Origin of the sequence: Mycobacterium avium subsp. avium, from assembly GCF_009741445.1 — a bacterium.
In the GTDB taxonomy this organism is placed as follows: domain Bacteria; phylum Actinomycetota; class Actinomycetes; order Mycobacteriales; family Mycobacteriaceae; genus Mycobacterium; species Mycobacterium avium.
This window is the reverse complement of the sequence record NZ_CP046507.1, coordinates 1,167,121-1,181,165: the sequence shown is the minus strand read 5'-3', so window position 1 is coordinate 1,181,165 and position 14,045 is coordinate 1,167,121. Positions and strand designations below refer to the sequence as shown.

The 14,045-nt window shown below is 70.5% G+C and carries 11 protein-coding genes and 1 pseudogene; 5 read left to right on the top strand and 7 right to left on the bottom strand.

Annotated features, from left to right (window positions below; translation table 11 throughout):
- Positions 1–68: 68 nt before the first annotated feature.
- From MAA44156_RS05875 to mutA, 5 genes and pseudogenes are all read right to left on the bottom strand, one after another.
- Positions 69–1,265 (bottom strand): acyltransferase family protein, encoded by a 1,197-nt coding sequence (locus MAA44156_RS05875; protein WP_009977514.1) that lies wholly within the window; start codon positions 1,263–1,265, stop codon positions 69–71.
- A 174-nt stretch (positions 1,266–1,439) separates the two neighbouring features.
- Positions 1,440–2,726 carry an esterase/beta-lactamase LipL gene (lipL, locus tag MAA44156_RS05870; protein ID WP_009977515.1) on the bottom strand — a complete coding sequence of 429 codons (1,287 nt, stop codon included), beginning with the start codon at positions 2,724–2,726 and terminating at the stop codon, positions 1,440–1,442.
- 52 nt (positions 2,727–2,778) lie between these two features.
- A pseudogene (gene meaB, locus MAA44156_RS05865) lies at positions 2,779–3,770 on the bottom strand (methylmalonyl Co-A mutase-associated GTPase MeaB).
- Positions 3,771–3,852: 82 nt separating this feature from the next.
- Positions 3,853–6,105 carry a methylmalonyl-CoA mutase gene (gene scpA / locus MAA44156_RS05860; protein ID WP_009977518.1) on the bottom strand — a complete coding sequence of 751 codons (2,253 nt, stop codon included), beginning with the start codon at positions 6,103–6,105 and terminating at the stop codon, positions 3,853–3,855.
- 5 nt (positions 6,106–6,110) lie between these two features.
- Positions 6,111–7,988 carry a methylmalonyl-CoA mutase small subunit gene (gene mutA, locus MAA44156_RS05855; RefSeq protein ID WP_009977519.1) on the bottom strand — a complete coding sequence of 626 codons (1,878 nt, stop codon included), beginning with the start codon at positions 7,986–7,988 and terminating at the stop codon, positions 6,111–6,113.
- A gap of 180 nt (positions 7,989–8,168) precedes the next feature.
- Here mutA and MAA44156_RS05850 point away from each other — a divergent pair, with 180 nt between their 5' ends.
- Both MAA44156_RS05850 and MAA44156_RS05845 read left to right on the top strand, forming a co-directional pair.
- Complete coding sequence (locus MAA44156_RS05850; protein ID WP_009977520.1) at positions 8,169–8,936, top strand: TVP38/TMEM64 family protein; 768 nt, start codon at positions 8,169–8,171, stop codon at positions 8,934–8,936.
- A 61-nt stretch (positions 8,937–8,997) separates the two neighbouring features.
- Positions 8,998–9,987, top strand: coding sequence for a trypsin-like serine protease (locus tag MAA44156_RS05845; protein ID WP_009977522.1), 990 nt, complete (start codon positions 8,998–9,000; stop codon positions 9,985–9,987).
- A gap of 427 nt (positions 9,988–10,414) precedes the next feature.
- Here the strand turns inward: MAA44156_RS05845 and MAA44156_RS05835 are convergent, their stop codons facing one another.
- Both MAA44156_RS05835 and MAA44156_RS05830 read right to left on the bottom strand, forming a co-directional pair.
- The gene (locus tag MAA44156_RS05835) at positions 10,415–11,869 is read right to left on the bottom strand and encodes a HAMP domain-containing sensor histidine kinase (RefSeq protein WP_121035596.1); all 1,455 of its coding nucleotides are present in this window, start codon (positions 11,867–11,869) and stop codon (positions 10,415–10,417) included.
- On the bottom strand, positions 11,866–12,588 hold the full coding sequence (locus MAA44156_RS05830; protein WP_009977526.1) for a response regulator transcription factor: 723 nt from the start codon (positions 12,586–12,588) through the stop codon (positions 11,866–11,868). Before MAA44156_RS05830 ends, MAA44156_RS05835 begins: the two co-directional genes overlap by 4 nt.
- A gap of 285 nt (positions 12,589–12,873) precedes the next feature.
- On the opposite strand from MAA44156_RS05830, the gene MAA44156_RS05825 reads away from it, so the two are divergent.
- From MAA44156_RS05825 to MAA44156_RS05815, 3 genes are all read left to right on the top strand, one after another.
- Positions 12,874–13,206, top strand: a complete 333-nt coding sequence (locus MAA44156_RS05825) for a hypothetical protein (protein WP_121035594.1) — start codon at positions 12,874–12,876, stop codon at positions 13,204–13,206.
- 7 nt (positions 13,207–13,213) lie between these two features.
- Complete coding sequence (locus MAA44156_RS05820) at positions 13,214–13,741, top strand: nitroreductase family deazaflavin-dependent oxidoreductase (RefSeq protein ID WP_011725380.1); 528 nt, start codon at positions 13,214–13,216, stop codon at positions 13,739–13,741.
- A 112-nt stretch (positions 13,742–13,853) separates the two neighbouring features.
- Positions 13,854–14,045 carry a hypothetical protein gene (locus tag MAA44156_RS05815; RefSeq protein WP_009977535.1) on the top strand — a complete coding sequence of 64 codons (192 nt, stop codon included), beginning with the start codon at positions 13,854–13,856 and terminating at the stop codon, positions 14,043–14,045.

Below are 14,045 nucleotides of genomic sequence, written 5' to 3'. Positions count from 1 at the left end.
CCAAGCTCTCTGGCTAAAGGTGACAGTGAGGGTTTTGCTATTGCGCAAAAGCCGCGGCTATGACTTTCCTATGAGCCTGGTGTGGAAATGCGTGAGCCACTGGAGACGACGGCGCCCCACCCGCGCGCTCGGCGCTTGATGCGAGATTTGAGCGACAGGGCGCGCTTTTCCACCAGAAACCAGCTCAGTGCGGCCAGCGGAAGGGTGACGACGACGGCGACGACGGCGAACACGACGGGAGGCAAGAAGCTGAGCCCGCAGATGGCCAGCAGCTGCTGCATGGGCCACGCGTAGATGTAGACGCCGTAGGACAGGTCGGTGCGCAACCTCAACCGCTCGTGGTGGATCAGCGCTCCGGAGACGACGACGGCGTAGGCCAGCGGAATCGCGGCCAGCACCCGGTAATTGGGCATCAGCAGGCCGGCCGCCAGCACGATCACCGCGCTGAGCGCCACCAGTGACCAGCGGGCGGGGATCTTGTCCTGGAACTGATGCAGCAGTGTTCCCGCCGCGAACACCAGGGCGAACCGCCCGATCATCTGGAAGACGGTCTGCACCTCGACCGGGTAGGCCACCAGTGCCGAGAAGACCACCAGAAGGATGAATACCACCACCGCCGGCCACCGGCGCTTGAGCAGTCCGGCCACCCCGGCGACGGCAATGGCGATGTAGCAGAAGATTTCGAAGATCAGGGTCCACAGCACGCCGTCCCACACGCCCGGGAACGGCACGTGGCGCGGCGTTCCGTCGATGCCGGCGAAAAAGACGTGCAGGACCGCGTTGTGGAGCACGTACTCGATGGGCGCGCGCGACATCAGCAGCTTCGCGGCCGAGCCTCCTTGGATCGCCACCCCGATCGGGGCGATGACGAACGCGATCACTACCAGGCAGACCCACAACCCGGGCAGAATGCGCAGCGCCCGCGCCGCGACATACTCGCGCAGCCGCGGATTGCGCACCCAGCTCGCCGCGATGAGGAATCCCGAGATCGCGAAGAACCCGTCCACCCAGACCTGGGTGAACAGTTGGTCATACGGTGGGTGCACCTTCCGGCCGGTCAGCGGCCAGGAGTGTTGCAGGATGACGCCGGAGGCCAGCACCAATCGCCACACGTTCAGCGCGTTGATCCGGGTGTCGAAAACCTGGGCGAGTGTCGGGCCCGGGACCCGTCGCCGGGCAGGCCCCCGCGCAGCGATGGTAGTGGGATCGGAAACGTTCGGGTCGGCGCTCACCGGCGCGATTCCCGCACCCTCGGCTGGCCGCACCGAGTTTGACCGGCCCGGTATTCTCCGGCGACACCGCGGGAATGCGCGGGAATGGTCGGAGCAAACACCCGCACAGAGTACATTGCGTGCGAACTACTGCGCAGCGGCGTTCCTGCGAAAGGGATTGCCGATTTAAGCGCCGTGTTCAATACCGGCCATTCCCGTGACGGCGCCTCAGCCGGCGACGGCTCCCGGCTCGCGAAACGGCGCGCCGAATTCGGTGACCGGCCGGAACCCGTGCTTGCGCACCTGCTCGGCCGCCCGGCGGATCAACGCGTAGATCCCGACGAACGCCGCATGGTCCGTCATCACCAGGGGCGTCAGCAGCCGGTTGTGCACCAGCGAGAAGGCCACCCCGGAGGCCGGGTCGGCCCACCCGAGCGAACCGCCCATGCCCACGTGGCCGAACCCGGGCATCACACCGCCGATCGGCACACTGTGATAGCCCAGATGAAAAGCCAACGGCACGTACAGGTTTCGGTCCGGCCGCAGACTCCGCTCACCCGTCAGACCCGCCACCAGGTCGCGGGAGAGGAACCGGATGCCGTCGACCTCGCCGCCGTTGGCGATGGCGCCGTACATCCGCGCCAGACCACGGGCCGTCGCCACCCCGTTGGCCGCCGGGATCTCGGCGTCCAGCAGCGGGGTGTCGCCCTGCACGGCGGCGATCATGCCCGGGAAGTACATGGCCCGGAATCCGCCGGAAAGCTGGTTGGCGACCTTGCGGGACACGTAGTTGACGATCGAGCTGCCCACCAGGTTCTGCGGCGCGACGATCTCGGCGACCCGCGTCGGTGCCCCCGCCGGCGGGCGGCCCAGGTACAGGCCGTCGGTGCCCAGCGGCTCGGCGAGCTCCTCCCGGATCAGCGTGCGCATCCCCTTACCGGTGACGGCCCGGCCCAGGCCCGACATCAGCCAGCCGAACGTCAGCGCGTGGTAGGCCGATTTGCCCAGCAGCCGTCCGGGCGCCGCCGCGGCCAGCCGCTCCTCCATCACGAGGTGATCGAGCAGCTCCTCCTTGGTGGCGCCGCGCAGCCCGGACAGGCCGGCCTGGTGGCGCATCACCTGGCGCACCGTCATGTTGGCCTTGCCGTTGGCCGCGAACGCGGGCCAGTACTCGGCGACCGGGGCCTCGTAGTCGATCAGCCCGCGATCGACCAGCCGGTGGATGACCGTGGCGGCCATTCCCTTGGTGGCCGAGAACACCATCGGCGCGGTGTTCTCCGACCACGGCCGCTGACCGGCCCGGTCGGCCCACCCCGTCCAGACGTCCACCACGGGCTGGCCGTCGACATAGACGGCCAGCGCCCCACCGCCAAACCGGCGGGCCGGGAACATGCTGGCGAAACTGCGAACGACGCAACCGAAGTGTGAGTCCGCCGCGCCGGACACACGGTGACCTGCGTCAAGGTCATCGTGGACACGGACCGCGCGGCGATCGACTCGGGCATCCACCGTCACACTTCCGAATCTACTTGGATTACACACCCGGCAGGAGCGAAATCCGGATTATTTACCTATCCGTTAGCGCGACGCGGCCGCCAGGATTTCCTGGGCAGCCAGCGCCGGGGTGAGCTCCCCCGCCTTGACCCGTCGCTCGACGTCGGCGCGCATGGTGCGGACCGCCGGGTTGGACAGCAGCCGGTCCAGCACCGTGTCGCGCACCATCTGCCAGGTCCAGTCCACCAATTGCGACCGGCGCCGCGCCTCGAACTCGCCGGCCTTGCTGAGCACCTGACGGTGCCGCTCGATGGTCTCCCACAGTTCCGGCAGACCGGTGCCCTGCGCCGCGCTCATCGTGAGAACCGGTGGGCGCCAAAGGGTTTCGCGGGGGTGGATCAGCCTGATCGCGCCGGACAGTTCACGCGCGGCGGACCGCGCCTCGGCCAGGTGCTCGCCGTCGGCCTTGTTCACCACGACGATGTCGGCCAGCTCCAGCACGCCCTTCTTGATGCCCTGCAGCTGATCGCCGCCGCGGGCCAGGGTCAGCAGCACGAACGTGTCGACCATGTTGGCCACCGTCACCTCGGACTGACCGACGCCGACGGTCTCGATCAGGATCACGTCGAAACCGGCGGCCTCGAGCAGGACCACCGTTTCGCGGGTGGCCTTGGCCACGCCGCCCAGCGTGCCCGACGTCGGCGATGGCCGGATGTAGGCGTCCGGATGATTGGCCAGCCGGGCCATCCGGGTCTTGTCGCCCAGGATGGAGCCACCGGTGCGGGTCGACGACGGGTCGACGGCCAGCACCGCCACCTTGTGGCCGAGCCCGATCAGGTGCATGCCGAGCGCCTCGATGCTGGTGGACTTGCCCACCCCGGGGATGCCGGTGATGCCGACTCGATGCGCGTCGCCGGCATCCGGCGTCAGCTCCAACAACAGCTGCTGGGCCTGCTCCTGATGGTCGGCGCGGGTGGACTCCAACAGCGTGATGGCCCGCGGCAGCGCCGCGCGGTCGCCGCTGCGGATCGCCTCGGCCAGCTCGGTCACCGTCCGCCCGCTCATGGGACCGCCGCCTGTAACGCCATGGCGAAAATCCGTGCCATTCTTCGCCGTAGCGTTACGAGAGCGGCAGGAATCGCGGCCATCAGCCGAGGTCGTACCCGAGCCGCTCGGCCAGCTTGTGCAGCAAACCGATTGCGGCGTCGGCGATTACCGTCCCGGGCGGGAAGATGGCGGCGGCCCCGGCGGCGTACAGCTCGTCGAAGTCGCCGGGCGGGATGACCCCGCCGACCACGATCATGATGTCGGGCCGCCCCACCTCTTTGAGCGCGTCGCGCAGCGCCGGCACCAGGGTCAGGTGGCCGGCGGCCAGCGAGGACACTCCGACCACGTGCACGTCGTTGTCGGCGGCCTGGCGGGCCACCTCCTCGGGGGTGGAGAACAGCGAGCCGACGTCGACGTCGAAGCCGATGTCGGCGAAGGCCGTCGCGATCACCTTCTGGCCGCGGTCGTGGCCGTCCTGGCCCATCTTGGCCACCAGGATCCGGGGCCGGCGGCCGTCGGCCTCGGCGAACTTCTCGACCAGTTCCGTAGCGGTGGCGATGTTGGTGGCCTTTCCGGCTTCGTCACGGTAGACGCCGGCGATGGTGCGGATCTCCGCCTGATGGCGCCCGTATACCTTTTCCAGCGCGTCGGAGATCTCCCCGACCGTGGCCTTGGCCCGGGCGGCGTTGATCGCCGGCGCCAGCAGATTATTACCCAGCCCGTCCTCACCGGCGCGGCCCTGTGCCGCCGCCGCGCGGGACAGCTCGGCCAGCGCGGCGTCGACGGCCGACTGGTCGCGGCTGTCCCGCAGTTCCTTGAGCTTGGCCAGCTGCTCGGCGCGCACCCGGCTGTTCTCCACCTTGAGGACCTCGACCTCCTGGTCCTCCTCGACCTGGTACTTGTTCACCCCGATCACCGGCTGGATGCCCGAGTCGATGCGGGCCTGGGTGCGCGCGGCCGCCTCCTCGATGCGCAGCTTGGGGATGCCGTCGCTGATGGCCTGGGCCATGCCGCCGTGCTCGGCCACCTCGGCGATGTGCGCGCGGGCCTTGCGGGCCAGGTGGTGGGTCAGCCATTCCACGTAGTAGGAGCCGCCCCACGGGTCGATGGGCCGAGTGGTGCCCGACTCCTGCTGCAACACCAGCTGGGTGTTGCGGGCGATGCGGGCCGAGAAGTCGGTGGGCAGCGCCAGCGCCTCGTCGAGCGCGTTGGTGTGCAGCGACTGGGTGTGCCCCTGGGTGGCGGCCATCGCCTCGATGCAGGTGCGGGCGACGTTGTTGAACGCGTCCTGCGCGGTCAGCGACCAGCCCGAGGTCTGCGAATGTGTGCGCAGCGACAGCGATTTGGGGTTCTTCGGGTTGAACTGGGAGACCAGCTCGCTCCACAGCAGCCGGCCCGCGCGCAGCTTGGCGACCTCCATGAAGAAGTTCATCCCGATGCCCCAGAAGAAGGACAGCCGCGGCGCGAACTTGTCGATGTCCAGCTCGGCGTCCAGGCCGGCCTTGATGTAGTCCACCCCGTCGGCCAGCGTATAGGCCAGCTCCAAATCGGCTGTGGCCCCGGCTTCTTGGATGTGGTAGCCGGAGATCGAGATCGAGTTGAACTTGGGCATCTTCGCGCTGGTGTAGGCGAAGATGTCGGAGATGATCCGCATCGACGGCTTGGGCGGATAGATGTAGGTGTTGCGCACCATGAACTCTTTGAGGATGTCGTTCTGGATGGTGCCGGCCAGCTTCTCCGGCGGCACCCCCTGCTCCTCGGCGGCCACCACGTACAACGCCAGGATGGGCAGCACCGCGCCGTTCATGGTCATCGACACGCTCACCGTCGACAGGTCGATGCCGTCGAACAGCTGCCGCATGTCGAGAATGGAATCGATTGCCACACCGGCCATTCCGACATCGCCCTGCACACGCGGATGATCCGAGTCGTAGCCGCGGTGGGTGGCCAGGTCGAAGGCCACCGACAGGCCCTTCTGCCCCGCCGCCAGGTTGCGCCGGTAGAAGGCGTTGGACTCCGCGGCGGTGGAGAACCCGGCGTACTGCCGAATGGTCCACGGCTGGTTGACGTACATCGTCGGGTAGGGGCCGCGCACGAACGGCGGCTCGCCGGGGAAGGTGTGCAGCGGGTACCCGTCGGCCTCGACGGCGGCCCGGTCGGCGCCGATGTAGACCGGTTTGACGGCGATGTCTTCCGGTGTGTGCCAGTGCAGTTGGTCGGGCGTGTACAGGTGCGCGGCCGCGATCGCCGCGACGTGTTCCTCGACGGCAGCCTCGGTGGCCGGCGCGACGGGCCGCTCGCTGCGCAGTGGCACGTCGGCGAAGCTGCCGACAGCAGGTGCAGTGGTCGTCATGGTAACTACGCCCCCAGCCTTGTGAGCAGATCCGACAGTGCTTCGACCGCATTGATTTTCGCGGTCAGGAATTGGTCCGGCCGGTGCTCGGCGTCCGCCACGGCTTTCTCCGGCCCGGCCAGATAGACCCGGGAGACGCCGGCGCCGCGCGCTGCCTGCACGACGTCCGACGCCTCGTCCTGGTAGCGCTTGTCGGTGCCGCAGATGACCGCCACCGCCGGCGATCCTGCTTCTTTGACGGCCTTAGCGACGCCGGCGGCGTCGACGGTTCCCGGGTTGACCGCCTCGATGCCCCCGGAAGCCAGCAGGTTCGACGCGAACGTCGCGCGAATGTTGTTCTCGGCCAACGGCCCCAGCGGCAGTAACAACGCCTGCGGGCGCGAGCCGGTGCGGGCCAGGTAGGCGTCGGAGCGGTCGCGCAGGGCCTCGAAGTCGGTGGCGTACCGGATCAGCTTGCCCGCCGCGAGCGGCGAATACGACGAATCGCTGTGCGGCAGCGCCGGTTCGGCGAGGTTGGGGAATTCGTTGACGCCGGTGATCGCGGTCCGCCGATGCGCGATGTCGTCGCGGCGGCGGGCGGCGATCTCGGCGATCTGGCCGGCGATGAAATCGCGGGCCTCGGCGAATCCCCCGCGCGCCTCGATGGCCTGGAAGTGCTGCCAGGCCTGCTCGGCCAGCCGCTGGGTGAGGTCCTCCACGAACCAGGATCCCGCGGCCGGGTCCAGGACCCGGCCCACGTGCGACTCCTCGAGCAGCAGCAGCTGGGTGTTGCGGGCGATGCGGCGGGCGAAACTGGTTGCGGTGCCCGGGAATCCACCGTCGATGGCCACATCGAACGGGAACACCAGCAGCGAGTCGGCGCCGCCGACGCCCGCCCCGAACGCGGCCAGCGTGCAGCGCAGCATGTTCACCCAGGGATCCCGCTGAGTCATCATCGGCAGCGACGTCTCGGCGTGCACCACGGCCGCACCGGCGTCCGGCTCGCCGACCACCTCGGCCACCCGCGCCCACACCGTGCGCGCCGCGCGGAACTTGGCGATGGTCATGAACTGGTCGTCGTCGGCGGCGAACCGGAAGCTGATCTGGCGCAACGCCGCAGCGATCGTCAACCCCGATTCGGTGAGCACCCGCAGGTAATTGACCCCGGCCGCGATCGAGGCGCCCAGCTCCCATGAAGCGTTGGCTCCCAGGTTGTGGAAGGCTGGCCCGTCGACGGTGATCGCGCGGACCCCGGTGTGACCGGCGGCCCGCTTGGCGACGGCGACCACGTCCTTGAGCTCCGGGGCGGGGCGCCCGCTCAGCCCCGCGGTCAGCGGGTCGCCGGCCAGGTCGATCGACACCGTGGCGCGCTGGTCGGGTTCGATCTCGTCGGCCAGGCCCAGCACCGCGTCGCTGGCCCCCGGGTAGTCGGCGCCGGCCTCCAGGATCAGCGGCGCCATGCTCAGGTAGACGCCCTGCAGGCTGTCGGCCACCTGGTCGGGCGCCACGCCCGACTCGCCGATCCGCAGCAGCACGGCGCCGGCGCCGTTGCCCAGCGCGTCGAGCACCGCGGAGTTGATGTCCTTGGCCGCGACGCCGGGCACCGGGGTGGCCGGGAACGCCTCGGCGACCTTCCAGCCGGACCTGACGTCGCGCAGCGCGTCGCCGCCGCGCACGAACGGCCACTCGCCCGGCAGCGGTGGTTCGGGCAGCTCGTCGAGCGCGGTGTAGAGCGCGCGGATCGCGATCCCGTCGTACGTCGGGGTTTCCAACAGCCGCTCCGGCGCGTCCCCCAACTGCTCGGGGTCCTTCCGGGTGCTTTTGGCCAGCACTCCGGCAACCGCACTGCGCCAACGCCCGCGAACCTGTTCCAGGTCGGCGAGTTCGGGTACATCAATGGACACCGATTGCTCCCTTTTCCCAGCATTTGGGCAACAGCTTTGGGGATACCACTTGACTACCGAGGCTAATTGATCGGGGCTCCGCGCTGAAAACCGCCGGCCGGCCCGCGCGGTCCGGATTCGGAGGGAAACGCCAGCCGCGGGAAACGCTGGATTCACCTGCGCCCCGTAATCTTGGAAGGCGTGACGGGTTCCGCCACCAGCAAAATCGCCGAAACACTGCGCGATCTCGGCTGCGCGATCGGCGCGGCCGCGCGCGGTGTGTCCCGGTCGCGGATCGCCTGGACAGTGGCGGGCATCACAGCGCTGGTGGTGCTGGCGTCGCTGATCCCGCTGCCCTCGCCGGTGCAGATGCGCGACTGGGCGCAGTCCGTCGGGCCGTGGTTCCCGCTGGCGTTTCTGCTCGCGCACATCGTGGTGACGGTGGTGCCCGTGCCGCGCACCGCGTTCACCCTGGCGGCCGGGCTGCTGTTCGGCCCGCTGCTGGGGGTGGCCATCGCGGTGGCCGCCAGCACCGCGAGCGCGATGATCGCGATGCTGCTGGTGCGCGCGGCCGGCTGGCGGTTGACCCGGCTGGTGCGGCACCGGTCGATGGACACCGTGGAAGAGCGGCTGCGGCAGCGGGGCTGGCTGGCGATCGTGTCGCTGCGGCTGATCCCGGCGGTCCCGTTCTCGGCGCTGAACTACGCCGCGGGTGCGTCGAGTGTGCGGGTGCTGCCCTATGGGCTGGCCACCCTGGCCGGGTTGCTGCCCGGCACCGCCGCGGTGGTGATCCTCGGCGACGCGCTGGCCGGTCACCCCTCCTCGCTGCTGTACCTGGTGTCGGCGCTCACCAGCGCGCTCGGGCTGACCGGGCTGATCATCGAGATCCGCCACTTCCGCCGGCACCACCGCCGCGCACACCGGCACCGCGACGACGAGCCCTCCCCCGAGCCGGCCACCATCGGCTGACACCGAATTTCGCTGAGCGACTTCGCTGAGAGCGCCGCGCGATGCGGCAAAGATCGATCTAATGGTGAGCGTGGACGCGCTGGAGCTCGCCAGCTGGGGGACGCCATACTCACCCGCTCGTACCGTTGCGCTGCCGCTCGGCGCGCTGGTGCTCGCGGTGCTGGCCGTGTTGGGTTTTCTGCCCGGCCGCGCAGAACGGCGGCGCAAGCCGGCGACGGGCGCTTTCCCCGCCACCGATGTGCTGCCGCCGCGCCCGCGCACCCACACCACCGTGCTCACCCTGGCGGCGGTGTGCAGCATCACCGCGCTGGTGGCCGCGGTGTGCCTGCTGCCGAGCGCGGCCACGCCGGCGCAGCAGCCCACCCCGCCGCCCGTGCTGGCGCCGATCGACCTGCCCGCGGCCAGCGCCATCGGCCCGGGCGCCGGGATCTACGTCGACTACACTGACGGATCCGGTGGAATGGGTTGCACCGCAGGGTTTTTGGTGCACACCAGCAGCGGCCAGGCCGGCATTCTCACCGCCGGCCACTGCAACCGTTCCGGCGAGCCGAGCAAGGTGACGATGAACCTGGGCGGCGTGCTGCCCTACGCGACGCTGGGCACGTTCAGCCAGACGATCAGCGAGGGCGTGCACGACGAACAGCACGACATCGGTTTGATCACCCTGGACGGCGACAACGTGCCGCAGTCGCCGGCGATCGCGGCGTCGGTGCCGGTGTCCGGCGTCGCCGCCAATCTGCAAGTGGGACAACAGCTGTGCAAGTTCGGCATGGGCTCGGGCGCGGACGCCTGCGGGCAGATCGTCGAGATCACCGGCAGCAAGGTGAAATTCCTGGCCGGCGGCCAGTGCGGCGATTCGGGCGGGCCGGTGTACCGGTACGAGAACGACGGCACCGTCAGCGCCGTCGGCATCCTCATCCGCGGCGGTGACCCCTACACCCGCAAGGCCGGGTGCGCGGCCCGGGCCAAATTCTCGGTCGCCGAGCTGGTGCGGCCGTGGCTGGACACATGGCGGCTGACCATGGTGACGGCAGCGTCGGCGCCGCGCTGATTCGTTCGTCTTCAGCTTGGCTTCAGGCTGGCGCCCTACCGTCTGCTGGTGACTGGTAATGCGGTGCGGGATCGCCGTTTTCGCGCTGCACCGATCGAGGATGGAGGGACATAGTGAGGCTGAGGCAAGCGATCGCTGGTTCGTTGATCGCGGGAGCGCTCGGTGTGGCCGCGGCGGGCTTCGGCGCCGCGGTGGCGAGCGCGGATCCCCCGCCACCGCCGCCGGGCCCGGGGCAGCCGTGGGGACCGGGGCCGGGCGGCCCGGGCGGGCCGGGTGGACCGGGTGGACCGGGTGGACCGCCCCCGCCGCCGGGTGGACCGCTGGGCCCGCCGCCGGGCGGGCCGGGCGGGCCGGGCGGGCCTCCGCCACCGCCGGGCTGGTGATGCGTCGACGGGTGGCCGCCTCGAGTATTCGAGGCGGCCACCGTTCACTGTGTGGTCGCCCGCGGCAACGTGAGCCGGAACCGGGCGCCGCCCTGATGCGGCAGGCACACCAGGTCGCCGCCGTGCGCGCGGGCCAGCGCCCGGGCGATGGCCAGGCCCAGCCCGGCGCCGCCGTGATCGCGGGCGCGGCCGGCATCCAGACGCACCAGCCGGTCGAAAATGTGCTCCCGCTCGTCGTCCGGGATGCCCGGGCCGGTGTCGGTGACGGTGATCTCGGCGGCGCCGTCGCCGGCGCGCAGGTCGATCTCGATGGCGCCGCCGGCCGGGGTGTAGCGGCGGGCGTTGTCGAGCAGGTTGGACACGATCTGCGACAGCCGGGTGGCGTCGGCTCGGACGTTCAGCGCGGTGAGTCCCGTGCGGCGCACGCCGATCTGGGGTGCCAGCAGGGCCGCCCGGTCGGCTTCGTCGCGCAGCACGGCGGCAACGTCGACGTCGTGCAGTTCCAGCGGAAGCCCGGCGTCGATGCGGCTCAGGTCCAGCATGTCGTTGACGAGTCGCCCGGCGCGGCGCGCGTCGGAGAGCAGCAGGCCGGCCCGACGGTATTGCCCGTCGTCGGGGTGTTCGGAGGCGCCGTGCGCGAGTTGCTCGGCGGCGACCTGCATGCCGGCGATCGGGGTGCGCAGCTCGTGGGCGGCGTCGACGAGGAAGCGCCGGGTCGCCGTCTCGGCGCGCTGGGCGGCCTCGGCGGCCTGTTGGGCCCGGCGTTCCGACATCTCCAGAGCGTCCAGCATCGTGTCGAAAGCGCTTGCAGCGCGGCCTAATTCGGTGTCGGCGCGGTGCGGGCGCAACCGGCGGCCGCGGTCCCCGGTGGTGATGGCGTTGGCCAGCGCGGTGAGCCGGTCCAGCGGGCGCAGGGCCGCCCGGCTGACCGCGATCAACAGCAGCGCCGCGATCAGCAGGGTCACGATGCCGGCGGCTATCATCAGACCGCGCAGTTGCCGGGTGACCTGGGTGGTTTGCGTGGTGTCGGCGACCAGGATCAGCCGCGCGCCGCCGGACAACGGGTGCACGACGGCCGCCGCGGTCGTATCCGGCAGCGGGCCGGGCGGGGGCGGATAAGGCGGTGGGTACGGCGGCGGGTAGGCCGGCGGCGGATAAGGCGGCGGTAACGGCGGCGGGTACGGCGGGGGCGGTTCGACCGGCCCCTCGGCCAGGTCGGGGCTGATCACGCGGTCCCCGTAGGCCTGGCCGTCCGCGGTGACGACGAGCGCGCGGATCCCGCCGCCGTTGAGCTCGGCGGCGAGCAGGTCGGGGGCGGTGTGCGCGGCGCTCAGCGCGTCGGCCCGCGACGTCGCGGCGAGCAGCCTGTCGTGCAGGTTGCGGCGGGCGAGCACGCCCATCGTGACGTCGATGGTGACGCCGAGCACCACCAGCAGCACGGTCAACAGCGCCAGCACCACCAGCGTCACCCGGCGTTGCAGCGACGGCGTCGGCGTCATGACCGCTCGGGTTGTAGGCGGTAGCCGATGCCGCGGACGGTGTGCAGGATCCGCGGGCCGTGCGCCTCGAGCTTGCGCCGCAGCCCGCTGACGTGAACCTGCACCAGGTTGGGGTCGTAGGCGTCGTAACCCCACACCCCGTTGAGGATCTGGCCGGCGCTGACGATCCGGCCGCGCTGCTCCACCAGAAATGTCAGCACGCGCAGCTCGGTGGCGGTCAGGTCCAGCCGGTGACCGCCGCGCGCGGCGACTCCGGCGCCGGGGTCCAGCGTGACGTCGCCGACCTGGATCACCTGCGGCAGCCGTCCCCGCCGGCGCAGCACCGCGCCCACCCGCGACACCAGCTCGGCCAGCTCGAAGGGCTTGATGACGTAGTCGTCGGCGCCGCCGTCCAGGCCGCGCAGCCGGTCCGGCAGGCCGTCGCGGGCGGTGATCAGCACGATGCCGATGTCGCCCCAGTCGCGGATCACGTCGATCAGCGCGAACCCGTCGCGTCCGGGCAGCATCACGTCGAGCACCACCAGGTCGGGCCGGATGCCGTCGAGCAGCTCTTCGAGTCGCTCGCCGTCGCGGCGGGCCTCGGTGTGGTAGCCGACCTCGGTGAGCGCCTCGCTGACCATCTCGCGGATGGTCTCGGAGTCCTCGACGACCAGCACCCGCGGGGTGCCGACGGTGAATTGGCCGGCCGCCCCGCGGAGACAATCCGTCATGGCCACCATTGTCGGCGCCGGTGCTGAAACCAACCTGAAGGCGCCGGTGCGCCGGCGTCGCATCCCGCCCCGTTGGCACCAATCCTGCCCCGTTTGGCACCAAGAAGGCGGGGGTGTCAAGTGCCCGCCTCACAGCGACAACCTCGTTAGGACGTCTGACCTGCGGAAACGCGTTGTCGCTGTGAGGCGGGCACAACACCGCTTCTCTCCTCGGGAAACGCAAGTGGCGCCTGGGGCTCAGCGGACAGCCGTTCCTTCAGATCCACTTCAGCTGCGGCTCCTACCGTCGCGACCATGACCACGAACGACGACATCAACACCACAACACCCGCGCCGCCGCCGGCCGCGCACCAACCGCCCGAGCGACGCCACTCCACCGGCGTGGTGATCGGCGCCGGCGTGGCGGGCGCGCTGCTCGGCGCGGTCGGCACCGTGGCGGCCATCGCCTTCGCCTGGATCATCAGCGTCGGACCGCCCGGCCCGCCGCCGCCCGGGCCGCCGCCGATGTGGGCCGCACCCCCGATGCCGCCCCCGCCGCTGCACGGGCCGCCGGGACCCCCGCACGGCTTCCCGCCGCCGCCACCGGGCGAGGCGTTCCCGACGCCGCCGCCCTCGCCGCGCCCCTGAGGGCAAGATGGGAGGCGTGTCGGCCGCCCGAGCCTCGTCGCTTTCCGCCAGCATTGCCGCGCGGCTGTTGCGGTCGCGCCAGCTGATGCGGGCACCGATCTGGATCTACCGCGCTCGCGGGGGCGCGGTGTTCGGATCACGCATCCTGCTGCTCGAACACGTCGGCCGAAAGTCCGGGGCGCCGCGCTACGCTGCGTTGGAGGTCGTCGACCACCCATCGCCCGACGCCTACGTCGTCGCCTCGGGCTTCGGCCGAAAAGCCCAGTGGTTCCGCAACATTCGGGCCAATCCACGGGTCCGGGTGTACGCCGGCAGCCATCCGCCCCGGGCCGCCACCGCGCGCGTCCTCGACCAAGCCGAGGCCGACCGCGCCCTGGCGGCCTACCGCACCCGTCACCCGCGGGCGTGGCAGCGGATGCGGCCCGTGCTGGAAGAGACGCTCGGCGTGCCGATCACTGACACCGGCACCCCGCTGCCGATGGTCGAGTTAAAGCTGGACCAGCGCATGCACACAAAAAAGCCAAGCACGCCATAAGCTTCCCTTCATGGATCGGCTCGAGGTAACAAGCGCCGAGTTGCGGATGCTTTCTGGCAAATGGCACACGAACGCCGCCCGTCTGCGCGTCGCTACACCGCCGCCGTCGGGTATGTCCTACCAACCCAGTGCGGTCGCCGTGGACGCCGCCCATGCAGCTGTCGAGGTGGCAGCGAACTCTCTGATCGGCCGCATGACCGAAACCGCAACGAAAGTCGCGGCGGCGGATATTAGTTACACCGCCAACGAGGCCGATTCGGCGGAAAAGATGTCGGCGATTGGCCGGCAACCGGCGAGGCAATAG